This window comes from Enterococcus wangshanyuanii, assembly GCF_002197645.1.
Taxonomy (GTDB): Bacteria; Bacillota; Bacilli; order Lactobacillales; family Enterococcaceae; genus Enterococcus_L; species Enterococcus_L wangshanyuanii.
The window spans coordinates 2,534,690-2,559,281 of the sequence record NZ_CP021874.1 but is presented as its reverse complement, the minus strand read 5'-3'; the positions used below and the strand labels follow the sequence as shown (position 1 = coordinate 2,559,281).

Annotated in this window: 23 protein-coding genes; 5 read left to right on the top strand and 18 right to left on the bottom strand. The window is 37.3% G+C overall.

Annotated features, from left to right (window positions below):
• Positions 1 to 361: 361 nt before the first annotated feature.
• On the bottom strand, positions 362 to 940 hold the full coding sequence (locus CC204_RS12600) for a TMEM175 family protein (RefSeq protein WP_088270485.1): 579 nt from the start codon (positions 938 to 940) through the stop codon (positions 362 to 364).
• Between the two features lie 164 nt (positions 941 to 1,104).
• Between CC204_RS12600 and CC204_RS12595 the strand changes: the two genes are divergently transcribed.
• Positions 1,105 to 1,305: a hypothetical protein gene (locus tag CC204_RS12595; protein WP_088270484.1), complete on the top strand. Its 201-nt coding sequence runs from the start codon at positions 1,105 to 1,107 to the stop codon at positions 1,303 to 1,305.
• Positions 1,306 to 1,416: 111 nt separating this feature from the next.
• On the opposite strand, the gene CC204_RS12590 is transcribed toward CC204_RS12595, so the two are convergent.
• Positions 1,417 to 2,193, bottom strand: a complete 777-nt coding sequence (locus tag CC204_RS12590; protein WP_227011152.1) for an HNH endonuclease — start codon at positions 2,191 to 2,193, stop codon at positions 1,417 to 1,419.
• Between the two features lie 188 nt (positions 2,194 to 2,381).
• The gene (locus tag CC204_RS12585; RefSeq protein ID WP_088270482.1) at positions 2,382 to 2,909 is read right to left on the bottom strand and encodes an HdeD family acid-resistance protein; all 528 of its coding nucleotides are present in this window, start codon (positions 2,907 to 2,909) and stop codon (positions 2,382 to 2,384) included.
• Between the two features lie 300 nt (positions 2,910 to 3,209).
• On the opposite strand from CC204_RS12585, the gene CC204_RS12580 reads away from it, so the two are divergent.
• Both CC204_RS12580 and CC204_RS12575 read left to right on the top strand, forming a co-directional pair.
• Positions 3,210 to 3,539 carry a PadR family transcriptional regulator gene (locus CC204_RS12580; RefSeq protein WP_088270481.1) on the top strand — a complete coding sequence of 110 codons (330 nt, stop codon included), beginning with the start codon at positions 3,210 to 3,212 and terminating at the stop codon, positions 3,537 to 3,539.
• A gap of 3 nt (positions 3,540 to 3,542) precedes the next feature.
• Complete coding sequence (locus CC204_RS12575; RefSeq protein WP_088270480.1) at positions 3,543 to 4,340, top strand: hypothetical protein; 798 nt, start codon at positions 3,543 to 3,545, stop codon at positions 4,338 to 4,340.
• A gap of 56 nt (positions 4,341 to 4,396) precedes the next feature.
• Here the strand turns inward: CC204_RS12575 and CC204_RS12570 are convergent, their stop codons facing one another.
• The 6 genes from CC204_RS12570 to CC204_RS12545 form a co-directional block, all read right to left on the bottom strand.
• Positions 4,397 to 4,780 (bottom strand): DUF956 family protein, encoded by a 384-nt coding sequence (locus CC204_RS12570; protein WP_088270479.1) that lies wholly within the window; start codon positions 4,778 to 4,780, stop codon positions 4,397 to 4,399.
• Positions 4,781 to 4,918: 138 nt separating this feature from the next.
• Positions 4,919 to 5,830 carry a PTS system mannose/fructose/sorbose family transporter subunit IID gene (locus CC204_RS12565; protein ID WP_088270478.1) on the bottom strand — a complete coding sequence of 304 codons (912 nt, stop codon included), beginning with the start codon at positions 5,828 to 5,830 and terminating at the stop codon, positions 4,919 to 4,921.
• A 99-nt stretch (positions 5,831 to 5,929) separates the two neighbouring features.
• Positions 5,930 to 6,748 (bottom strand): PTS mannose/fructose/sorbose transporter subunit IIC, encoded by an 819-nt coding sequence (locus CC204_RS12560; protein WP_088270477.1) that lies wholly within the window; start codon positions 6,746 to 6,748, stop codon positions 5,930 to 5,932.
• A 34-nt stretch (positions 6,749 to 6,782) separates the two neighbouring features.
• Positions 6,783 to 7,781, bottom strand: a complete 999-nt coding sequence (locus CC204_RS12555) for a mannose/fructose/sorbose PTS transporter subunit IIA (RefSeq protein WP_088270476.1) — start codon at positions 7,779 to 7,781, stop codon at positions 6,783 to 6,785.
• Between the two features lie 262 nt (positions 7,782 to 8,043).
• Positions 8,044 to 8,538, bottom strand: a complete 495-nt coding sequence (locus CC204_RS12550; RefSeq protein WP_088270475.1) for a mannose/fructose/sorbose PTS transporter subunit IIB — start codon at positions 8,536 to 8,538, stop codon at positions 8,044 to 8,046.
• Positions 8,539 to 8,824: 286 nt separating this feature from the next.
• Positions 8,825 to 11,695: a sigma-54-dependent transcriptional regulator gene (locus CC204_RS12545; RefSeq protein ID WP_088270474.1), complete on the bottom strand. Its 2,871-nt coding sequence runs from the start codon at positions 11,693 to 11,695 to the stop codon at positions 8,825 to 8,827.
• Between the two features lie 262 nt (positions 11,696 to 11,957).
• Between CC204_RS12545 and CC204_RS12540 the strand changes: the two genes are divergently transcribed.
• Positions 11,958 to 13,589 carry an ABC-F family ATP-binding cassette domain-containing protein gene (locus CC204_RS12540; RefSeq protein ID WP_088270473.1) on the top strand — a complete coding sequence of 544 codons (1,632 nt, stop codon included), beginning with the start codon at positions 11,958 to 11,960 and terminating at the stop codon, positions 13,587 to 13,589.
• Between the two features lie 42 nt (positions 13,590 to 13,631).
• Here the strand turns inward: CC204_RS12540 and CC204_RS12535 are convergent, their stop codons facing one another.
• The 9 genes from CC204_RS12535 to rpsF form a co-directional block, all read right to left on the bottom strand.
• Positions 13,632 to 14,474 (bottom strand): TPM domain-containing protein, encoded by an 843-nt coding sequence (locus tag CC204_RS12535; protein WP_088270472.1) that lies wholly within the window; start codon positions 14,472 to 14,474, stop codon positions 13,632 to 13,634.
• A gap of 214 nt (positions 14,475 to 14,688) precedes the next feature.
• A complete protein-coding gene (locus tag CC204_RS12530; protein WP_088270471.1) occupies positions 14,689 to 15,558 on the bottom strand; it encodes a DegV family protein in 870 nt (289 codons plus the stop codon).
• 137 nt (positions 15,559 to 15,695) lie between these two features.
• A complete protein-coding gene (locus CC204_RS12525; RefSeq protein ID WP_088270470.1) occupies positions 15,696 to 16,988 on the bottom strand; it encodes an adenylosuccinate synthase in 1,293 nt (430 codons plus the stop codon).
• Between the two features lie 237 nt (positions 16,989 to 17,225).
• Positions 17,226 to 18,596, bottom strand: coding sequence for a replicative DNA helicase (gene dnaB / locus CC204_RS12520; protein ID WP_088270469.1), 1,371 nt, complete (start codon positions 18,594 to 18,596; stop codon positions 17,226 to 17,228).
• Positions 18,597 to 18,873: 277 nt separating this feature from the next.
• Positions 18,874 to 19,326 (bottom strand): 50S ribosomal protein L9, encoded by a 453-nt coding sequence (gene rplI / locus CC204_RS12515; protein WP_088270468.1) that lies wholly within the window; start codon positions 19,324 to 19,326, stop codon positions 18,874 to 18,876.
• A gap of 37 nt (positions 19,327 to 19,363) precedes the next feature.
• Positions 19,364 to 21,340: a DHH family phosphoesterase gene (locus CC204_RS12510; RefSeq protein WP_088270467.1), complete on the bottom strand. Its 1,977-nt coding sequence runs from the start codon at positions 21,338 to 21,340 to the stop codon at positions 19,364 to 19,366.
• Positions 21,341 to 21,579: 239 nt separating this feature from the next.
• On the bottom strand, positions 21,580 to 21,819 hold the full coding sequence (rpsR, locus tag CC204_RS12505; RefSeq protein WP_087641644.1) for a 30S ribosomal protein S18: 240 nt from the start codon (positions 21,817 to 21,819) through the stop codon (positions 21,580 to 21,582).
• A 25-nt stretch (positions 21,820 to 21,844) separates the two neighbouring features.
• Positions 21,845 to 22,390 carry a single-stranded DNA-binding protein gene (ssb, locus tag CC204_RS12500; protein WP_088270466.1) on the bottom strand — a complete coding sequence of 182 codons (546 nt, stop codon included), beginning with the start codon at positions 22,388 to 22,390 and terminating at the stop codon, positions 21,845 to 21,847.
• A gap of 48 nt (positions 22,391 to 22,438) precedes the next feature.
• Positions 22,439 to 22,741, bottom strand: coding sequence for a 30S ribosomal protein S6 (gene rpsF, locus CC204_RS12495; RefSeq protein WP_069663270.1), 303 nt, complete (start codon positions 22,739 to 22,741; stop codon positions 22,439 to 22,441).
• A 307-nt stretch (positions 22,742 to 23,048) separates the two neighbouring features.
• Here rpsF and CC204_RS12490 point away from each other — a divergent pair, with 307 nt between their 5' ends.
• Entirely contained in the window at positions 23,049 to 24,575 is a 1,527-nt protein-coding gene (locus CC204_RS12490) for an AMP-binding protein (RefSeq protein WP_088270465.1), read from the top strand.
• Positions 24,576 to 24,592 lie beyond the last annotated feature (17 nt).

Below are 24,592 nucleotides of genomic sequence, written 5' to 3'. Positions count from 1 at the left end.
TCCTTACTTCAAAATGAACGTTCCCTTGGTTGCTCACTGAAGATTCGGAACAGAGTTCTGAATTTACAACAATCGATCGGCTATTCGTTTCCCTTTAATCGCTCAACTAAAACACTGATAATTGCTGACCACTGTTACAGTCGTGATTGTTGTTTCCGTTTTACTCTTACCCTTTTTCTAATCCTATGTTTAATACGTCCTTTTTTATACAATCATTTCTAATTTTACCTTAAAATAAACCACTTTTGTTTTCATAAAATGTTTAATATTCTTAAAAAAATGAGAATATATTATTTTTGCGAATAAAAAAAACAATAAAACTAAATAAATAGCTTTATTGTTTTTAAATTTTAGAAAGTAGTCATTCTTTATATTTATTTTCAATGCGGCGGTCAGGAATGATCCACATGATCAAGCTGCCGATATTTAAAATCAAAACAAAATACGGATGGATCAACCAGCCTAATCCTAACCCTAAAATATTTAAAAAAATCGTGATATATGCTTTGTTATAGCGTTGAAATAATTTACCTAAAGCAGATTCCTTACCATTTGCTCGGATCAATTCCTTCGTTAGTATCAAATAAGCACAATTAGCAATCAGTGTCATAATTCCATACGTCAGCTGTGGTACCAAACTGTCAATAAAATCACCGACCCAGGCTGTTGCAAATGGGACAAGAGTTAACGTAAAAATAAAAAAATTGTTTGCCCAAAGCACTCTCCCATTGATTTTATGGACTAATTGAAACATATGGTGATGATTATTCCAATAAATCGCCAGCATCACAAAACTGACAATATAGATAAACAATTTTTTCTCGATACCAGCTAATCCTGCTAGAGTATCTGTAGTGGGTTGATGCAATTCCAATACTAAGATCGTCATAACAATAGCGATCACTGCATCTGTAAATGCTTCAAGCCTTGATTTTGACATAGATTTCAGCTCCTCATATTTATTTTACGTTCTTTTTAAACAAATGCAATGATTTCGCCCGCCTTGCGCCTGAGAGAAAATCAGCCTCAAGATGGATTCCTTCTTTTACGTTTCTTGCTATACTTTATTCATAGAGAACGAGAGAAAAAATGGAGGTTTTACTAATGAGACAACAATCAATGATAATGAAGATTTTGATGGTCATCGGATTATTTTTCGTAGGGAGTTTTATTTTAAGTATCGTAATGGGAATTGTCGGTAGCTTATTATGGTTTGCAATCAAAATCATGATTCCTGTAGCAATCGCCGTCTGGTTAGTTCGAGTAATTTCAGGTCCTTCAAACAACCGTCGCAGATACTATTGATCAACAAGATTTTAAAACTCACAAAGTCGTGATTCAATCGACTCTGTTTTCCCCATAAACAGGCAGGAACAAAAGCCCCTCCTTAGGAGATCATGCTTTTGTTCCTGCTTTTTATTTTGTGTACATTTTTTCCCGGTGCAGAGCTAACTGCTGATCTTTGATATTGTCTATGATCTGAACAGCATAAGCGACACCGCTATGATAATCTTTGTGGACTTGTCTTGAAACAGTTAATAAATTAGCTTCATGGTCACTTCCACCTTCTGCTACAAAGACTAAATGATGGATCTCCATCTGATGATTACTGGCAGGAATCCTCACACCGAAACGGTTTGTTATAGCTAAATCTTCTCCTGTGACTCTGCAATAAAATTGGTCACGACTGGCAATTCGGTAAGGTAATGTTGAGATCCCCCGCTTGAAAAATGTCGCCTTCCCATAATTTCGACTACAACGATCTGAACAAAAAGAGGTACGTCGTCCTTCTAGTTCTTGGCTACACCACTTACATCGTGTTTTATCTTCTCTAAAATCGATCGTTTCAAACCCTAGCTCTTCGCCAAACGCTTTTTCATATTCATAAAGGCTTAACCAACGTCTTGTATAGGTATTGCTTTTTTCCTCCAAGCGCAGCTGACTACCTTTTGCCTTATAAATGTACTTGTCCGGAATCTCCTCTACCAGCAGCTTGATTTCTTCTTTTCTTTTCATGGAAAATCCAGCAAAATCGTTCTTCGGTATTTCTCCCACACCGAATTGTCCGATCGTCTGACATTTAAAGCAAATATAGAATTGAGCCGCCTCATCTTTTTCTTCTGAAAAAAGTAATTCTACTTTTCTGGAACATTTGGGACAATATGCCTGAGGAAGTTTAAATCGATGGTACATCATGCTGCTCTCAATTCCTTCTCGTTTTTCCTTATTATAACCTATTTACTATAAAAAAAGCGTCCAGAACAAAATGAAAAATCAGTTTTGTTCTGAACGCTAAAATGTAATAAACAGTTGCCAAAAATCAGATTTTTAGGAAGTTGCTCGAACTTAATCGACTTTTGTCTCATCTTCTACTTTCTAAACTATCTAAATGCATAGACGATATGAGTGATTCCGTAAAGCATAAAATAAAAACCTACTAAAAAGCTCAATGTAAGCGCAGAGCTCAACGGATCCATCAAAAGCATAAATCCTAAAATGATCCCCAATACATTAATGATCAGCGTAAACCAGAAATAACCGGTACTCACAGATTTTGCTAAATCTAATGCAAACAAACCAAAGATTGAATCGACAATAAACCAAATCGCAAACACAAATGGTAATACTGCTATACCAATGTTTAGATTGAAGAACAAGTAAATACCGATTATAATATCGATCACACCTAAAACAATTGGTCCGTAAGCCTTATATCCAGTCAATTCTTTTAGTCTATTGCGGACAAAAATCTCGAAAATCCCTTTGATAATGGCAAAAAAAGCAAAGACCATTACGATCGCAATCAAGTTCCCTGCTGGATCTTGAAAAGATAATAATGCTGTCAAAACAAAGAGGATACCCAAAACCAATGAGCCCCAATCAATGCCATTTCTTCTTGTTTCATTCATTACGTTCCACTTCCTCTTTTGTTATTTTATTTTACAATTTTATGGTACTCCTAAGAAATATATTCGTCAAAAGATAACCCTCGTAATATTTTTCAAAAAAAATACATAAAGCAGATTTTTTTGAAAAATGCTATTAGGTATGATTATTACTACAAAAGTATGTCTATAGCTAAATAGGATCGTTCATTTTCTTTGTTTCAATCAATAATTAAAAAATAAACACCCACTATATTGCTTTACAACATAGTGGAACTTTTGGTATATTGTATTACAAGATACCTGTAAAAAGGAGGAAGTCAATTGGACACTAGTCAGATGCTCAAGGGATTACTAGAAGGCTGTATATTGAAAATCATCCAAAAGAAAGCTGTTTATGGTTATGAAATGCTTACTTTATTGTCCGATTATGGCTTAACGATGGTCAGCGAAGGCAGCATTTATCCTATTTTACTCAAGCTTCAAAAACAGCAGCTTATCGACGGCGAAATGCGCCCATCGTCAGAGGGACCCAAAAGAAAATACTATTTCTTAACACAAGCCGGTGAAGACTATTTACTAGAATTTGAAGATCGGTGGAAACAATTATCTTCAGCCGTAAATAACATTATAGAACAAGAAAAAGAGGGATAAATAATGGAAACCAAAGAATTGATCAAGGAAAATAATCGATTAAGAAAACAACTGACAGACGAAAATAGAAAATACTATGAAAATTTACTTGTTTATATCCGTATCAACGGAAATAAACAAGAACAGGCAACCGAAGAAACCTTACTAGAAATTTTAAAAGATATTCTTGATGCGCAAAAAAATGGTCGTTCCGCTCAAGCATTCTTCGGGAAAAATCCTAAAGAAATCAGCGATGAGATCCTTGCAGCTTTGCCGAATGAAACAAAAATCAGTACTGTTAAATCCATCAGTTTCGTGTTGATTTTACTACTACAATACAACTTATTTTCAATCTTATTAGAACCTGTCGTCACATTGAGCTTCTTTAAAACAGCATTGCCGCTCTTATTGATTGTTTGTGTGATCATATTATTATTGGTATCACTCAAGCGCGGTAGATTTTCTAAAAAATCCGGCTGGATGTTTGCTTTATTTGCTTTCATCTGCTGGCTAGGGACTTTGTTGATTCCTATTGTTGATACCGCTATGGGCGGTATTGGCAAAACATTGATTCTTTCACATCAAATGTTTGCTTTGATTTTGCTGATCTTTTCAGGCATCATTCTTTTGAGCACTTATTTGAAAAAAGAGAATTGGATAGATGCGTTGCCTACACTGATCCTAGCCGTTTTAGAAGGGATGGTTTTAGTTGGATTAGTCAACCCAGCTTCCTTATCCGATGGCAGCAGACTGCTTTTTTCTACGATGATTTTACTGATCGTTGTTGGTCTTCCAACCCTTCAGCTTTATAAAAATGATTAAAAAAAGCGAACTCATGAGAAAAACCTGTTCATGAGTTCGCTTCTTGATAAAATGCTTCAGCTATTATTTTTCTTTTTTCCAATTGATTTAAAGGCACGCTTCATAACATCGAAAAAGCCTAAGGATTGTACCATATGATCTGGTGAGACATACACTTGCATTTCACGTAAGGCTTTTTTCGGTTGTTTTGATGAGAAGGTGAATGTCCCATTTTGCTTTGTCTGGATAGCATATCGTGGAATCCATTTTCCTTTGAACATCACCGAAGCAATCACATAGTCGACTTCTTCCCAAGGAATTTGAATGTATTTACGCGTATCACGGGCATTATAAAATTCAAACCCTTTGTCCCCGATCATAATTTTGCCATAATCGGTCAGACCAGTAAAAGCAGTGGCATCTGTTATAAAATCTACTTTTGTATTTAGTGATTGAACCATCTTACCTACCTCATTTCCTCTGTATCTTTTCTTACTCCATTATATGTTTTTTTGATTGATTACGCTATGTAAATGGTGCTTAGGATAAAAACCAATTCATCGCTTTATCCTAAGCACCAATGAAACTCTTCTTTTAGATTATAATAGTCCGATATAGTGTCCAGCTACACCGACTACAAACAAGCCAAGAATGATGACGATTGGAGAAACTTTTTTCTTCAATAACCACATACATAAGAATGTAAGTAACAATGCCGCCAAACCAGGAATCAATTGATCCAAGTTATCTTGAAGTGTCGTAACCTTATCAGCTGAAAGCGCCATACCGCTATTGACTTGTTCAAACGCACTCTTGATTCCTTCACCACCTGCTGGAAGTTTATCCCACTCGATGTAAGCACCTTTGTCCAACTTAACTGTAGAAACGATCGGCAGGAATTTGATCGATACCCACCGCTGTACTAAAGCGGCCAGAACGAACATCCCTAGGATCGAAGCACCTTTTGTCACATCTTGCAATAAACCACCTGAAAGGTCTTCTGTGATTTTTGAACCCGCTTTGTAGCCGAATTCTTGTGTATACCACATGAATGCCCAACGAATCAAGTTCCATGCAACGAAGAAAATGATCGGACCTAAGATACTACCACCCATTGCAAGTGATGCACCTAGAGCACCTAACATCGGACGAACAGTAAACCAAAAGACTGGATCACCAACACCGGCCAATGGTCCCATCATCCCAACTTTAACCCCTTGGATCGCTACATCATCAACTGGTGCGCCATTGGCACGTTCTTCTTCCAGTGCTAATGTTACCCCAAGAATTGGTGAAGCAATATATGGGTGTGTGTTGAAGAATTCCAAGTGACGTTTTAACGCCGCTGAACGATCTTCTTTTGTTTTATATAATTTCTTGATCGCTGGGATCATTGAGAATGCCCATCCACCATTTTGCATACGCTCATAGTTCCAAGAACCCTGAATGAATGTAGAGCGCCATGCAACGGCTAAACGATCTTTTTTAGTTAATTCAATTTTTTCTGCCATTTCTCTTCTCCTCCTTTATCATAGCTCTTAAATTTTAATTCCTAGAGATATGATACAAATCGAACTCTGTGAGACTTTGCTACTTTATACTCTTACAGATTAATAATCGTTTAGAATATCGCCAAGCGGGTCACCAGTATTGCTTCCGCCGCCGCCATTTGAAGAACCGCCCATTTTAGAAAGGTTCAAGTAGATCAAGGCTAAAGCGACACCTAAAGCTCCTAATGCGATCAATGTTAATTGAGAAATCGCAGCTACGACAAAACCGATAACGAAGAATGGCCAAACTTCTTTTGTTGCCATCATGTTGATTACCAATGCATAACCTACAGCAACGACCATTCCACCACCGATAGCCATACCATCAGTCAACCAAGCTGGCATTGATTCCAATGCACCTTGTACAGATTCTGCTGGAATGAATAAAAGTGCGCCTGCTGGAATCGCAATACGAATCCCTTGCATACATACTGCTAAAATATGCAATGCTTCAATTTGTCTGATATTGCCTTTTTCTGCTGCTGAATCCATCATGTGAACGATCGGTACAGCTAATGTACGAACGATCATTGTTAAGAAAAGTCCTGCTACTGCAAGTGGTACAGCGATAGCGATTGATGAAGATACCGCATCTTTGACAGAAATACTTTGTGCACCTAGTGCTTTAACTAAAATAATTGCTGATGCTACCGATGCCAATGCTGCATCCGGCGCTACGGCTGCTCCAATATTTGCCCATCCAAGCGCGATCATTTGCAATGTTCCACCTAAGATGATCCCTGCTTCCAAATGACCAGTAACTAAACCGATCAACGTACATGCCACTAACGGTTGATGGAATTGAAATTCATCTAGAATCCCTTCCATACCAGCTAGAAAGGCAACAAAAATTACTAAAATAATTGATATAATAGACATGATAAGCCTCCTATTTTTCATTTAAGATTTTGTGTTATTTTGCGTGTGCCTCAGCTAATTCGTGTTTTGCTTTTTTAAGGATTTCATCCATGTTTGCTTGAGAATCATTTGGCACTTTACGAACATCAAATTTGATGCCTTTCGCTTCTAATTTTTCAAACGCTTCGACATCTTCTTGTCCCATTGACAATACTTTGCTTACTACGACTTTCCCAACTGAGTGAGCCATTGAGCCAACGTTGACTTCTTTGATATCTACGCCGCCGTCTACGACTTTGACCACATCTTCTGGATTTTCAAATAGTAATAATGCTTTTGTATTGCCAAAACGTGGATCTTTTGAAATCTCGATCATTTTACTGATTGGGATAACGTTTGCTTTAACCCCTGGAGGAGCTGCTTGTTCGATCAATTTTTTACGAAGATCGTCTTTTGATACTGCATCTGAAACGACGATGATTCGATTTGGCAACACTGATTTCGTCCAAGCAGTCGCAACCTGTCCATGTAACAAACGAGAATCGACACGTGCTAGAACAAATTTGATTTTGCCATCGCCGACTACTGTTCCTTCAGGCAATGCACCTTTAGGTTGTGCATCTTCAACAGCAGCTTTAGGTGCTTCAGCTGGCTCTAATTCTTCTGGTTTGATTCTCACGCCTTCTTTAGCTGTTTCAAGAATGTGTGCTGCAATTTCATGTGCAGAGTTCATTGAGAAACGAGAAGCATATGCTTCGATCAACATTGGCAAGTTCAATCCGCTAACGATCGCCCATTTATCTTTATGCTCTTCAAAAAGACTATTTGCTTGGTTAAACGGTGTACCTCCCCATAGATCGACTAAAAATAATACTTCGTCTTCCTCATCAAACGTAGCAATTGCTTGATTTAACTTTGCTTTTAAATCATCTGGGCCTTCGCTAGGCATCAACACAACTGCTTGTACTTTTTCCTGTTCGCCAAAAATCATGGAACCGGATTGTAAAATGCCTTGAGCAAATTCGCCATGGCTAGCAAGAATAATTCCTACCATAATTTGATACCTCCTGTATTTTTTTCAATGACATAGTCACTAACGTTTCGTTATCATAAACGACCATTAGAAAAGATATAAACTAAAAAAATGCGTTATGCGGCGTGTTTATCTACCGTTTCATTAGTGACAATGTTGCATATCCTTTAGTGATAAAAATCTACACTTTATTTCTCTATATGACCACCTCTTTCAATCGTTTCTGGACTGGTTTCCACAATTGGCTTCTAGTCTGCTTCTATTATTTATAGAATCTGAAAAATCAAACAAGTTGTTCTTTTTTCAGTAATTCCATCAAATCCACTTGGCTGTCTGCAACTACTTTACGAATCTCTAATTTGATTCCCTGATCATTCAGATATTTGAATGCTGCGATATCCTGTTCGTTGACTGCCACAGCATTTGAGATCATTCGTTTCCCACTAGTGAAGCTCATCCCGCCAATATTGACTGAATGAAAAACGACATTGCCTTTTACGACTCGTTGTACATCTTCTGGATTAGTAAACAGCAACATAACTTTCACACCTGCGAAACGTTCATCTGAAAAAATCTCGATCATTTTTTCAACCGTAATAACATTGACCTTCACACCGGGCGGAGCAGCTTGTACAAGTAATGCTTTTCTCAGTGTATCGTGTGCTACTGCATCACTAATTACTAAGATTCGCTCAACATTGGTACTTTTTGTCCAAACTGTAGCTACTTGTCCGTGTATCAGACGGTCATCGATGCGCACTAAGCGAATATCCATCATCCATTGTTCTCCTTCTTGCATTTGCGATTCTTTTCACGAAATGTTTTTTTAAACATTCTTTAGTAATAAAATACTATGCTCTTTCATTTATTACCAAAATAACGATCATTAAACATCGATTATTTCAATAAAATGTTTATTTAACAGCCGTGTTTCCTCGCTCATCTTATTTAAAGCAAGTTTCGTGCCAACTTTAGTGTATTGCTTGAAAAAACCAAAAACTATGGATTTATTTAAGGAAATACACAAAAAAGATACACTATGTCAGTGTATCTTTTTTGTGTATTCAATCTAGTGTATTTTTTTCATCTTGTAGTTGATTCAGTTGCGTATTCTTGATCAGCTGAATAATATAATAGATTTCTTCCAATGGTAATTCCAGTTGAAACGTCTGTTTCAAATAAAGGGTTGCTTTTGCTACAACCTCATAACTAGGTTCGGACATGATATGAGCCAATTCTTCTTCCGATAATGAGAGAGTTTCATGCTGCAGTACGCGCTCTAACATTCCTGCCAAGTGCATAATAAGATTTACGTAAAAAGTATAATCCAGTTTCAGAGACAGCTTTGTTCGAATGATATCAGCAAACTCCCACAATGGATCGATGACCTTTTTCGGATTAATGAACGTAAAACTTTCTTCCATATAAGCGATACATGCTTGTTTCGCCGTTTGTTCAGTCATTTCTTGCTGTTCTACAGAAATTTCGCTCTCAAGCAATAAGCGTTCGATGATCGTTTCTGCATCTCCAGAGAAAAAGTTTTCCATTGAAATAAATGGCGCGGCAATCTTAGGATCTGTGATCCCTGTCGCAGCGATGACCTGATACTCTTCTTGAATGGCGACCAATTTTTCTTTCATGTCAACGATCGATAAAGGCAGTACCTCTAATTCCAGTCCCAATTGAAGCGGAACAGCCGATTCGATCATTTCTTTCATCCGTTTAGCCGTTCCTTCACCTGAAGCACATATGGCAACGATCACTCGCTTTTTCCATGGTGCAGCAGCTTCATTTTTTCTCTCTTGCTGCATTCCTGCATAGCCCTGGAAATTCTTCAAGGATTCATAGAGTGTATCTAATTGTGTATCGATCAATGATGTTTTTCTAGCCGTTTCTAAAACGATCGGTGTAGTCACCATATCGACTGTCCGGACATCGATCCCTGTTTGACGTGTTATTTCGTCTGAAAAGGTTGCCAAAGAGCCCATATCTACTAAAAGAATCACACCACTATCTTCATTTACTTCTTTTACTACATTGACAATCTGACGCAGTGCGTCTTTAGGCTGCATTTCCAACGGCATATCTACTGCTCTCAAATTATCGACATTCAATAATTGAGATACGACCTGTACCATACTCGTCGCTGTACTTTTCCCATGAGCTGCTACGACGATACCGATTCGCCCAGCATCTTTATTTTCTCTTAGTGAAATCAACAAGACAGCTAAATAGTAGGTTTCAAAATCTGGAATCTTCATCTGATAGCTGGTCGCAATGATCTGCTTGATCTCTTGAGCAGTTTCGAATTCCAGCGGATAGTCTAATACCATATTTCGAATGTTTTCATTCAGCTGCTGCTGTCTTTCTTCACCATTTTGGATTCGTTTCAAAAAAGAACTGATATGCAAACTCATCGCATAGATAAAGTTCGATTGAAAATTATAATTCAATTTCTGTTTCGCAAAAATATAAATCTCTTTCGTTACATCAATGATCCGTTGATCTACAATTTCTGCTAACTTATTTTCCGTGTCAAACGTAAATCCATGATCTTTGTAGAATGATTTTAAGTGAACATTGATATCTGTTGTAATAAAGTTATTGATGACTTCCTGCTCTAAACCATCTGCCTTCAGTAAAGCAGCCTTATCTCCAATGATTTCATAAAGGTTGTATGGCAGCTCATAGGAATCCGACTGGATCGTCACTAATGGTTCATTAGGTGTAACGACCATTTGCGGCTCTAAATATTTTGACAGCTCTGCCAGCAAATCACGATTGCTTGCCAGCTGCATCATCCCTTCTTTGATGCTATCCGTTAACTCATCGATCGTGATCACCAACTCATCTTGATCGATATGATTTAAAAAGCCGCGCGCTGTCACTAACTGAACATTTGATTTTAATTGTCCGACATTTCCATAAGAAACACTGCCTATCAAGGCTTTTACGACATCTTCTGACAAAGAGATCGTTCGATGGATTCGAGAAGCTTCCATTGAAATCATTACTCTAAGCAGATCGATCTTTTCCTTCGCTGGCCGATCAACAAAATTAGGTAGTTGAATAATGATCGGAATTCTGCGGACAAAGGTATTCAATAAAGAGGAGGTTGGATTTTCTGTTGTTGCACAAATGATCCTGACATCTGCATGACGATTTTTGACCGTTTCACCTAGACGGGAGTAGGTTCCATGATCCATAAAATAAAAGACCATCTCCTGTCCTTCCGGCGGCAAGCGATGTACCTCATCAAGAAATAAGATACCGCCATCTGCTTCATGGATGATTCCTTCTTTCGCCTTGTTCGCTCCTGTAAATGCTCCTTCTGCATAACCAAATAAGTGTGACATCAATAATTCTGGATTATGCGCATAGTCCGCACAGTTAAAAACAACTAATTTTTTAGATGAGTCAATGACTTGATTCAGTAAGGCAAATTGAAACATCGCATGAGCAAAATAGGTTTTGCCAGATCCTGTTGGACCAGTAATCAAACAATTCAAGCCCTTAGGCGGATATAAAATAGCTGCTTTTGCCTGTTCAACAGGCGTTCTCATACTTCCAGTGGACCCAATCATCGCTTTGAAAATATCTTCACCAGCAAACTTTTTAGCAGATTGCTGAGATGGCAATATTTCCGCTTCTTGTTCATTCACCAAACTATTTTCACGATAACTTTTCACTGGTTTAGATAGCGGATGATATTTAAATACAGCTTTATCTACATACTTAACAGGACGTCCATCTGTTTTTTCCAACAGTCCTTCTCTTACTAGTTGGTTCAAATCTTTACTGGCATTGGTTCGTTGAATGCCCAAAGCTTTTGAAACGTCACCTGTCGTCACACCGCTCCCTAAAGAAACATCCCTCGGTTGAAAATTTTCGGTCTGCTCTTTTACATAAAGATAGATCCGTTCAATTCGTTTCATCCCACACTCTCCTTTTTTACACCCAAAACTCTAAAACGATACACTAATTTTATGTGTATCATACAGTGTATCGCAAAAAAAGTACACTAATAACCTTTTTATCAGAATGTTCCACATGAAACACACAATTATTGTGAAAATTCCTGATTTGTATAAAAAGCACAAGGGATTTCTGAAAAAGTCTGAAATTCCTTGAAAAATCTAGGTTTCCTCGCTATAATGCAGAGAGGTTTAACTATTATATATGAAGTGAGGAAATCAATTGATTACTGTAAATGATGTAAGTTTGCTATTTTCAGACCGCAAACTTTTTGATGATGTAAATATTAAATTCACACCTGGTAACTGTTATGGCTTGATCGGTGCAAATGGTGCCGGTAAATCAACTTTTTTAAAAATTTTATCTGGTGAAATCCAGCCTACGACAGGTTCTGTGACATTGGGGCCTGATGAGCGGATGGCCACACTAAAACAAAATCACTTTGACTACGAAGATAATACTGTTCTAGAAACAGTTATTATGGGACATAAACGTCTCTATGAAGTGATGAAAGAAAAAGATGCGATCTACATGAAAGAAGATTTTTCTGATGAAGATGGTATCAAAGCGGCTGAGCTCGAAGGAGAATTTGCTGAGCTTGACGGTTGGGAAGCTGAACCTGAAGCTGCTGTTTTACTACAAGGATTGAACATTCCTGAAAGTTTGCATGACCAAAAAATGAGTGAATTAACAGCTGGTCAAAAAGTGAAAGTATTGCTTGCTCAATCTCTATTTGGTAAACCTGATGTTTTACTATTAGATGAGCCGACCAATGGTTTAGACACTCGTTCAATCAATTGGTTAGAAGAATTCTTGATCAACTTTGAAAATACCGTTATCGTTGTTTCCCATGACCGTCACTTCTTGAATAAAGTGTGTACGCACATGGCTGACCTTGATTTCGGCAAAATCAAATTATATGTTGGGAACTATGATTTCTGGTTAGAATCAAGCCAACTAGCTGCAAAATTACAATCCAACGCTAACGCGAAAAAAGAAGAACAAATCAAAGAATTACAAGACTTTATTGCACGTTTCAGTGCGAATGCATCAAAATCAAAACAAGCGACCTCACGTAAAAAAATGTTGGACAAAATCACACTTGATGATATCCAGCCTTCTTCACGTCGTTATCCATTCGTTGGGTTTACACCTGAAAGAGAAATCGGTAATGATTTACTTCACGTGGAGAATGTTTCGGTCACAATTGATGGTAAGAAAATTTTAGACAATATCTCATTTTCTCTAAGTAATGTCGATAAAGTAGCGTTTATTGCGGATAATGATATTGTTACAACTACACTTTTCAAAGTGATCATGGGTGAAATCACACCTGATACTGGTACTGTTCGGTGGGGCGTTACAACTTCTCAAGCCTATTTACCAAAAGACAACAGCAAAGATTTTGATACTGATCTGACGATCTTAGATTGGTTACGTCAATTTGCCAGCAAAGAAGAAGATGACAATACTTTCTTGCGCGGCTTCTTAGGTAGAATGCTCTTTTCTGGTGAAGATGTGTTGAAATCAGTCAATGTTCTTTCCGGTGGTGAAAAAGTTCGTGTAATGCTATCTAAACTGATGTTGTCTAAATCTAATGTTCTTGTATTAGATGATCCAACAAATCACTTGGATCTAGAATCGATCACAGCTTTGAATGATGGCTTGATGGCCTTCACTGGTGCTATTTTATTCGCTTCACATGACCATCAATTCATTCAAACATTAGCAAACCGCATCATTGCTGTTTCTGATAAAGGGGTTGTCGATCGTGCAGATACAACCTATGATGAGTTCTTAGAAAATAAAGATGTCCAAAAACAATTGGATGAACTTTTCTCAGGTGAATATTAAAAAAAAAGATCAAACGCTGAAAAATAGCGTTTGATCTTTTTTTTAAATACTGGCACCGCCTCCGCCGGAGCTTCCTCCGCCGCCAGAAAAACCACCACCTGAGCTAGAGCCGCCTCCGCTGCCTCCTCCCCAGGAACCACCAGAAGAAGAACCACTGCTGCTACTACCACCACCTGAACCTGTACCAAAAATAGTCGACAAAATGGCAATAATAAAAAATAACAAGAAACTTAAGATAGACTCTCCATCCACAGAATCCCAAAAACTATACGATGTATAAATTACATTATCATCTTCATCCTCATAAAACCCATCTAACTCTGATTGACTCAATGCATGTTCATCTGCAGGATAATCATATTCTTGATCGATCAACGTTACTACTGCATTAAATACATACTGTAAACCTTCATTGATCAATTCAGGATCTGAAGACTTGAGTTTATCTTTTTGACTGACTAAAATATTCATAGCCGTGCTATCTGTAATCACATCTTCTAAACCATAACCGACTTCGATCCTTACATTGCGATCACCATCATTTAAAGCATATAAAATCAAAATGCCATTGTCATGCTCCTGATTCCCAATTCCCCACTTATCAAAAAGCTCTGGCGCATAACTATCTATACTGTCACCATCCGTTGATTCAATCGTTGCAAGAACCACTTGAGGATTTTCTGTTTGCTCTTTATAATAGTCCCCTTTAGTATTGATCAACTGTTGTGTTTCTTCGGTCAAAATAGTCAACTGGTCTAAGTAAAAATCAGTTGGCGCTTCCGGTAAATTTTCTCCTTGTCCAAAAGCTTTCATTGGTAGAGCAATACTCCAAAATAAGAGTAAAAAAAATAATCCTCTATTCGTTATTTTTTTGAACTTTTTCATTGTAATTAACCCCTTTTTTGATTTAGCTCCTTACTTCCCTTCAACGCAACAACCCTTTTAGTAAGGAGCTAAATATAATGTGTAACGTAACATTATTGTAATATCAATGAAACCTTTCTGTAATCAGACTTTAGTCCTATTTTTAACTCTAATAAAAAAAGTGAAGCAAATCGAGCGATTCTCTTTGCTTCACATCTTCTAGTTAAATAACAAGTTATACTCTTTCCTTGCCTCTGGAAAATACAGCTATACAGCCATTTCCTGTATGACTTGTAATCGTTGGTCCTAGTGGATGCAGGCGAATTTCTTTCACTTGAACCTGTTCTTCGATCAATGCTTTGACCTTTTCCGCGCTTTCCAAATCACCTGCATAAGCGATAAATAGCGTTTGGTTAGTCGGATCGATCATTCCTCGAACCGTTTCATCTGCTAATTTTTTCAAGGCTTTGATGCGACCGCGGACTTTACCGATATTTTGCAGCTTTCCTTGTGGATCTACTACAATAATTGGTTTTACATTCATCAATCCACCAATTGCTGCAGCTGCTTTTGATATTCGGCCGCCACGCTCCAGATGTTTCAGATCATCTACAGTCACCCAAGAGTGAACTGTCATTTTATTTTCTGACAACCATAATAAAATTTCTTCTAAGGAATGCCCAGCCTGTTTCAAACCGATTACTTCACTCACTAACAGCCCTTCACCCAAACTAGCTGCTTTCGTATCGATCACATAAACTTCTGCTTCTGCAAACTCTTCTTTCAATATATCAACAGCTTGCATCGCACTTTGATACGAACCGCTTAACCCAGATGAAAAAGCTAAATATAAAACAGGCATTTGTTTTTCTACGAACGGCTTAAAAAATTCAATATAACGGCCAACATTCACCTGAGAGGTCGTTGGCATACCTCCTGTTTTTATTTCTTGTAAAAACCAATCATAGTCGAATGTTTTCCCCAAATCATCCACTAATTCTTTCCCATTTAACTGGATCGTCATGCTGATAAAATCAACATCATTTGTTTCTAAATATGTATATGGTAAATCACAACATGAATCTGTCACTATCTTAAAAGTCATTTTTATATCCCCCTAGCTGTTTTTCTATTTTAACATATATTCAAAAGATACTCATGCCTTATTCAGGGAAGTCTCTTACTAAAAATGAATAAAAAAATGAGAAACGATTTATTTCACCGTTTCTCATTTTTATCTAGTTAAATTTGAGCCCAAACACTTTCTAAAACATTGGTTTGGTTGCGATCTGGTCCGACAGAAAACGTTGAAATACGAACACCGACTAATTCAGAGATACGGTGGACATAGTTACGTGCATTCGCTGGTAGATCAGCTAATGTTTTACAGCCAGTGATATCTTCTGACCAGCCAGGTAATTCTTCATAGACTGGTTTACAGCGGCTTAATTCTTTCAAGCTGGCAGGATAGTGATAAATCAATTCACCATCCAGCTCATAAGCTGTACAAATTTTTACGGTATCTAAACCACTTAATACATCGATTGAGTTTAATGATAAATTGGTGATACCTGAAACACGTTTAGAGTGACGCATCACGACTGTATCAAACCAACCGACACGACGCGGACGTCCAGTAGTTGTTCCATATTCTTTTCCGACTTTACGAATCGTTTCTCCTGTCTCATCAAACAGTTCTGTTGGGAATGGTCCATCGCCTACACGTGACGTATACGCTTTACAGACCCCAACTACTTTATTGATTTTTGAAGGACCAACGCCGCTACCAATTGTCACGCCTCCGGCAACTGGGTTTGATGATGTTACAAAAGGATACGTTCCTTGATCGATATCAAGCATCACACCTTGTGCCCCTTCAAATAAAACACGTTTACCTGCATCTAACGCATCATTTAAAATAACAGACGTATCCGTCACGTACTGCTTGATTTGTTGACCATATTCATAATACTCTTCGAAGATTTCTTCAAATGAAATCGGTTCGCTATCAAACATTTTTACAAACTGACGGTTCTTTTCTTCTAAATTGATTTTCAAACGTTCTTCAAAAATTTCTTTATCTAATAGGTCTGCCACACGAATCCCAACGCGTGCTGCTTTATCCATGTAAGCTGGGCCGATCCCTTTAATAGTTGTCCCGATCTTGTTCTCACCTTTAGCATCTTCTTGTAATTGATCTAGCTTGATGTGGTAAGGTAAAATAACATGCGCACGGTCAGAAATACGTAAATTATCTGTTGTTACATTGTTTTCTTTTAAATAAGCAAGCTCTTTTACTAGTGATTTTGGATTAACGACTACGCCGTTTCCGATCACACTGATTTTTTCTTTGTAAAAGATACCTGAAGGAATCAAGTGTAGTTTATAAGTAACACCATCAAATTTAATGGTATGACCTGCATTATCTCCGCCTTGATAACGTGCAATGACTTCAGCATTCTCACTTAAAAAATCCGTGATCTTCCCTTTTCCTTCATCGCCCCACTGCGTTCCGACTACTACAACTGATGACATTCGAACACCTCGTTCTAAATTATTTTGTCCTGATTCATTGTACCAGTAAAACACAACGCTTTCAATAAAAAATCGAATATTATTATTTTAAAAAAACAAAAAAAAGGTAAAACACGAACATTATTTTTTATACAAAAAAACATTCTTTAAAAAAGCGAAAATTCAATAATTCATCGTTCACTAATAACTAAAAAAAGTTGACCATCACGAGTATGATCAACTTCTTTTAATTATTAGTTAGAATTCTTCTCTCGGCGATAATGAAGAGAACTTATTGTATTCTTTGATAAACAGAAGCTCAACTGTTCCACGAGCCCCACTCCGGTTTTTCTCGATAATAACTTCGATCACGTTATCGATTTCAGGCTCTTCACGAGTCCCATCTTCTCCCTCTTCACCACGATCATAATAGTCATCACGATAAAGGAAAGCAACGATATCGGCATCCTGCTCAATCGAACCAGATTCACGAATGTCACTCAGCACAGGACGTTTGTCTTGCCGCTGTTCCACACCACGAGATAGCTGTGACAGTGCAATAACAGGAACTTTTAGCTCTTTCGCTAATTTCTTCAGCTGACGAGAAATTTCAGAGACCTCTTGTTGTCGGCTTTCACGCCCCGTTCCTTCAATCAGTTGCAAATAGTCGATCAGGATCAGACCTAAATTCCCTCTTTCCTGCGCTAGTTTCCGGCATTTTGCACGAATCTCTGTAATTTTGATCCCTGGTGTATCATCGATAAAAATTTGGGCTCTGGACAAGCTGCCCATTGCTATGATCAAGTTTTGCCATTCTTCCTCAGATAATTGACCCGTACGCAAATGCCCCGCTTCGATCGAACCTTCTGCACAAAGCATCCGGTTAACTAAAGATTCCGCCCCCATTTCCAAACTGAAAATAGCGACTGAGCGATCCGTTTTAGTCCCGATATTTTGAGCAATATTCAAAGCAAACGCTGTTTTCCCCACGGCTGGACGAGCGGCTAAAATAATCAGTTCTTCTGCTTGAAGTCCTGCAGTCATTTTATCCAAAGCCGGATAACCAGTCGGTAATCCGGTAATTTCTTCATCGTTTTGATATAGCTGATCGATATTGGCAATCGATGTATTTAGTACATCTGCGATCGATAAGAAGCCACTTCTGTTTCGTTTTTCCGATACTTCTAGGATACTACGTTCAGCATCATCTAAGATCGTCTCGACATCTTCACCTTGTTCGAATCCTTTTGTTACGATCTCAGTAGCGGTCGAAATCAAATTGCGTAGTAATGATTTTTGTTCGACGATCTTAGCATAGTAAACGATATTTGCTGCAGTCGGTACGGCTAGTGCTAAATCTGATAGATAGCTTAAACCGCCAACATCTTCCAACAAATTCTCTTGTTCCAGACGATCCTTGATGGTAATGACATCAATTGCTTCATTCCGATCATTTAACGTGAGCATAGTTTGAAAAATCAATTGATGATTACGGCGATAAAAATCTTTTGGTTCTATGTATTCTAATGCATCGATGATAACCTCAGCATCTAAAAAAACCGACCCTAAAACAGCCTGCTCTGCTTCCATGCTATGTGGCGGTACTCTATCTTGCCATACTTCACTCATTTTTTTCTCTCCTATTTTTCTTTCACTAGAAACGATCGATCTTTACAGATACGATTTGTTTTATTCTCTCACTTATACATTCATTCTGTCCAGTCTTTCTATTTTAACAATAATTGACTTAAATGTACACTGAGAATCACAGGTGCAGGCTTTTCATAAAAAGAAAAATAAGTGTTGCTCAAAAGTAAAATCACTTATGAACAACACTATAAATGCATAGTGAAATAAAATCAATTTTTAGAGAAACTATACTGCCTTTTTGCCTTCTTTTTTAAAACTATTCTTCTACTACATGCACTTTGATTTTTGCTGTTACTTCATGATGAAGTTTTACTGGCACTTTCGTATAGCCTAGCGTACGAATCGGTTGAGACAATTCAATCTTACGTTTATCTAATTTCATCTTATACTGTTTGTTTAAGGCCTCTGCAATTTGTTTTGATGGAATTGATCCAAAAAGACGTCCGTCTTCGCCAGCCTTTGCTTTAAGCTCTACAACAGTCTCTTCTTTTTCTAGAAACTCCTGCATTTTTTTCGCTTCGGCTAGAACCTCTGCATCATGTTTATCCTGTGCTTTTTTTTGTCCTGCTAGAGCACTGATACTCCCTTTATTCGCTTCTTGAGCGTAGCCGTTTTTAATCAGGAAATTTTGGGCGTAACCCGTTGGAACTTCTTTTACGTCTCCCTTTTTTCCCTTGCCTTTAACGTCTTGCAAAAAAATAACTTTCATACTATTTCTTCCTCCTCATTTTAAAAGTATGACTAGCTTATGGCGCTGAATCATACATTATCTCAATATTTTGGTGTATCACTCTTAGAAGTTGTTCTTTGACTTCGGAAACTGTTACATTAGATAATTGTACCGCAGCATTAGTGAAATGACCACCTCCGCCAAGATTTTCCATAATCAGTTGGACATTTATCGACCCATTGCTTCTGGCACTAATGCCTATCTGCTTATCTGTACGTTTTGTGATCACAAAAGCGGCATTGATACCTACCATCGATAATAAGGTATCTGCTGTTTTAGCAGCTGTCACACTATCGTATTCCTTTTCTTCACTACCAGTAACAATTACAGTATCTGGTGTCACATACTCACTCTGGGCGATCAAGCTATTCATTTCTAGATAACTAGTCAAGTCTGAGCTTAATAAATATTGTACTAAAGATGAATCTGCGCCACAAGCTCTTAAATAACTTGCTACATCGAAAGTTCGAGAGGTTGTCCGCACACTAAAACTTTTCGTATCGACAACGATTCCTGCAAGTAGCAATGTTGCTTCAAATTTATCTAGTCGTCTATTTGAATTGCTTTGATATTCGATCAATTCTGTTACCAACTCTGACGCAGAAGAAGCAGAAGATTCAATATAAGAAAGTAGCGGTTTCACGGGGAATTCATCTCCGCGACGATGATGATCGATAATAACGACTTTTTCAAATTGCTCATACAATTCTTGTGAAATGGATAATGAAGGCTTATGATAATCCACCATGATCAATAAACTACTGTCTGTTTTCTTTTTCATCGCTTCTTTCGGTGTAATAATTTGTTCTGCCAAATCTGGATGCTCTTGCAACTTGCTCATTACTCGTTCTACATCAGGAATACTTTCGTTTTTATCTAAAACGATCCAGGCGTGTCTCTCATGGAATTTTGCTAAACGGGCCATACCAAATGCTGATCCTATAGCGTCCATGTCTGGATACTTATGACCCATGATATAAACATCTGAGGATTCTGATAAAATTCCCTGTATAGCTGTACTCATTGCTCTAGAGCGAACACGCGTTCTTTTCGCAACAGAAGCAGTTCTCCCACCATAGAAAACCGGTTTGGCATCATCTTTGGCTTCTTTTACTACTACTTGATCGCCACCTCTAACTAAAGCGGTATCTAAATTCGTTTGTGCTGTATTTCCAGTTTGGTTCAAGGTTTCTCCACCATAAGAAATCCCCATACTTAATGTAACAGCAATTTCTCGAGTACTTGATTCTTTTCTAATTTTATCTAGTATTTGAAACTTTCCATCCATCATTTTTTTCACATCTTCAAGTTGAGCTATAAAAAAGTAACGCTCTGCATTTAGCCTTTTATAAAAGACTTGGTACTGATCCATCCAATCAGAAATCATTGTTGTAATAAAACTATTGAGATATGATATCTCCTTATCATCCAGATTATCGGTTATATCATCATAATTATCGACAGAAACAATTCCTATAGCCGTTTGCATGCCCAACTTCTCTTGATACAAGTTGCTTTCTTTTGTGATGTCTTCAAATGTTATTGTATTTTGGCTAGTATCTATGTTAAAACGATAGACATGCTCTCCTACCTTAAAAATATCCTTATCCTTCTCATAAAGTGATAGATAATTTTGAATCAGTTCTGGGCTAATTAATGACTGACCATCCTTTTTAAAGATATCTTCTGCGAACGGATTTAGCCACTTAGCTTCCTTTGTATCCGGATCGTAATTGATAATTCCCACTGATACTTCATTAAAGGCATAGTCTAAGGACTTTTCGGCTATTCTGCTAGCAGCTCTTATCTTTTCTGCATTTGATATTTCTATTTTTCTAATCAGATAAATAATTCTATTTATCAAAAAAAGATTAAGCACTAGTAACGCCAAAATAGAGACATATTTATTAGGTATAAAAAAGAGAATTAGTACTTCTAACAAAAAAAGAACGAATGCAAAACCTAACAGTTGTTTCATTCCAATTTTTCTCATTTAAGGACTCCTCCATCCTTTAAGCATATCGTTATTTTAGCATAAAAAAGGGATTTCTGCGAACTCCATAATGTTTCACGTGAAACATTCCAACAGATATTATCGCTATACTATTTGTTTCTGTAACCAAGTGTATGATTTAGAATAGTATCAAACTCTCAACTTTGTTTGTATATAAATTATTACAAAAATTAAAAAAGGATCAAAGAAAATTAATTCTTTGATCCTGTATTTCTATATTATTGCTCTTCACCAACGAATGGTAATAAGCCCATGATACGTGCACGTTTAATCGCAATTGTTAATTTACGTTGATTTTTAGCACCAGTACCTGTTACACGACGTGGCAAAATTTTCCCACGCTCAGAAATGAATTTTTTTAGTAATTCAACATCTTTGTAATCGATATATTCAATATGGTTTGCTGCAATATAGTCAACTTTACGACGTTTACGTCCGCCTCTTCTTTGTTGTGCCATTCTTATTCCCTCCTATCAAATTCGTTTAGAATGGTAAATCATCATCTGAAATGTCAATAGTCGATCCTGTTCCACCGAATGGATCAGCATCTCTATCAAAATCAGGCATACCGTTATTGCTAGACTGAGAGGATGATTGATTAAAATTGTTTTGTCCTGAAAAATTATTATTCTGTGATGATTGGAAACTTCCGCCGCCGGAATTGTATGACGGTGCTGATCCTTCTTGTGTTTGTCTTTGCTCTGATGCAGAACGAGACTCTAACAACTGGAAATTTTCACAAACAACTTCAGTCACGTAGACACGTTGACCTTGCTGATTTTCATAATTTCTAGTTTGAATACGACCTGTTACACCTAACAATGTACCTTTACGCGCATAGTTTGCCATTGTTTCAGCAGGTTTACGCCAAATCACACAGTTAATAAAATCTGCTTCACGATTCCCACTTTGATTCGTAAAGTTACGATTTACTGCTAAAGTAAATGTCGCAACAGCTGAACCGCTAGAAGTGTATCGTAAATCTGGATCTTTTGTTAGTCTTCCAACTAATACAACGTTGTTAATCATTTAAACATCTCCTTTCGTCAAATGAATGTTTCACGTGAAACATTCTTATTATGCTTCTTCCTTAATAATCATATGACGGATAATATCGTCATTGATTTTAGCAAGACGATCAAATTCATTGATTGCTCCTGCAGTTGATGGAGAAGATACTTTAACGATATGATAGATGCCTTCACGGAATCCGTTCATTTCATATGCTAAGCGGCGTTTTTCCCAATCTTTTGATTCGATAACTTCTGCTCCGTTATCTTTTAAGATTGTGTCGAAACGTTCTACTAAAGCAGTTTTTGCTTCTTCATCAATGTTCGGACGAATGATGTACATAATTTCATAATTCGTAGCTTGACTCATTGATTTTCACCTCCCTATGGACTTCAAGGCTCTTAGTTTGCTAAGAGCAAGGAGAGCGATCTAAAAAAATAGACTACTCACAATATTTTATTATACACCTAAAATCCAATCAAATCAAGTGTTCTTCATAATTTTTGACTGTTTTTATTAAGCTATTTCTCTATAGCCTTCATTATCAATATACGTTAAATTAGTGTGTTTTTGTTTTTTCTTATTTATTTAGGTTATTTATTTTTCATGGTATACTGTCCTTGTTCGTTATTACACAAGCGAAAAAAATTTATGTAGTTTGAAAGGATGCTGTAAATTGGACCAACTGTTAGAGTACCAACCGCTTAACTTGTATACAAATTATCGTGATGCTTCACGTAAAACTCCCTCTACTGCAATTATTCATGATGAGCCCCTACCTGCTTTTCCGGAGTTAGGCACTAGCTATACGTATGAGCAAAGTCATGATGCTATTTTAAATCGTGCCTATCAATTAGCAAGCCTAGGTGTTAAAGCTGAGGATAAAATCATTATCTTTAAAAGTTCCAAATTCGATACGTATTTACTAGCAGTCGCTGCTTCTTATTTAGGCGCTGTTCCAGCAATGATCTCTTATCATTTTCCAGTAGAAACAATCGAAGTGTTTGTTGATCGTTTAGATGACCCTTTTATTTTATTTGATGATGAAACAGCTGAAAAAGTGAAAAACGTGAAAAACAGTTCTTCTAACAAACAAATCTCTATTGAGAGACTTTTACAAGCATCAACTGAAGAAGTTCCTCAAGTCGAGCTTCCTAAAGACATGATCGCTTATATGACACATACGTCTGGAACAACAGGAATTCCAAAATTAATTTGTCATTCAGCAAATTCTATGGGGTGGCGTACAAAATGGCAAAAAACAATTTTTACTAAAATCGCAGAGAAAAAACTGGTTGGATTCCATATTTCACCTGTACACTCACGTTTTAATATCGGCGTCTCTTCATTAATGGCAATGGGTTTTCCAATGATGCCCTTGTCCATATCCAACAGTGATTCTGTTGCTGCAATGCTCTTAAAACATCAACCTATTGCTCTTGAAACTCATCCAAATAACTTCGTTCAGTGGACTTCATTAGCGAAAAGAGCACCTGAGGTTTTTAGCAGTGTGCGCTACTATCACTCTACATTTGATGCAATCAATAATGCGACTATGGCCAGCTTCTTAAAAGCATCAGAGAAAAACGATCCAATTTTCTTACAAGTCTATGGACAAAGCGAATGTGGTCCAATGATTTTAAAAGCTCATACTCTAGAATCACTAAAAACATCTGATGCTCGTGACATGGGTGTTGGTCTAGAAGGCTTAACTGAAGCTAGAATCGCAGATAAAGACGGCAATGTTCTGCCTAAAATGACAGATGGACATATTCAGTTTCTATCTAAGGGACGTGCGCTTACTTATTACAAAGAAGATGAGCGATTCCAGGCAACGGTTTTTGGTCCTTGGTGGGATAGTGGCGATTATGGCTTTATGGATGAACAAGGTCATCTGCATCTGAAAGATCGTCAGGTTGATTTGATTGAAAAAATCGATAGTAATCTAGCGATCGAAGATCATTTACTAGATGCACTCGATTTCCTTCAAGAAGTGATCATTGTTCGTGCAAAAGATAATTCTCCTCAACCGATTTTAGCTGTTGATCCAAAGCAAGAAATGAACTGGGATGCTTGGTGGGAACAAGTCAATGACTTGCCACGCTTAAACGAACCGATCATTATGGCTTGGGACGAAATTCCCCGCACAGCAACGATGAAAGTTCAACGATTACAGATTGAAAAAGCGTTGAAAGAACAATAAATAAAAAAAGAGAATCA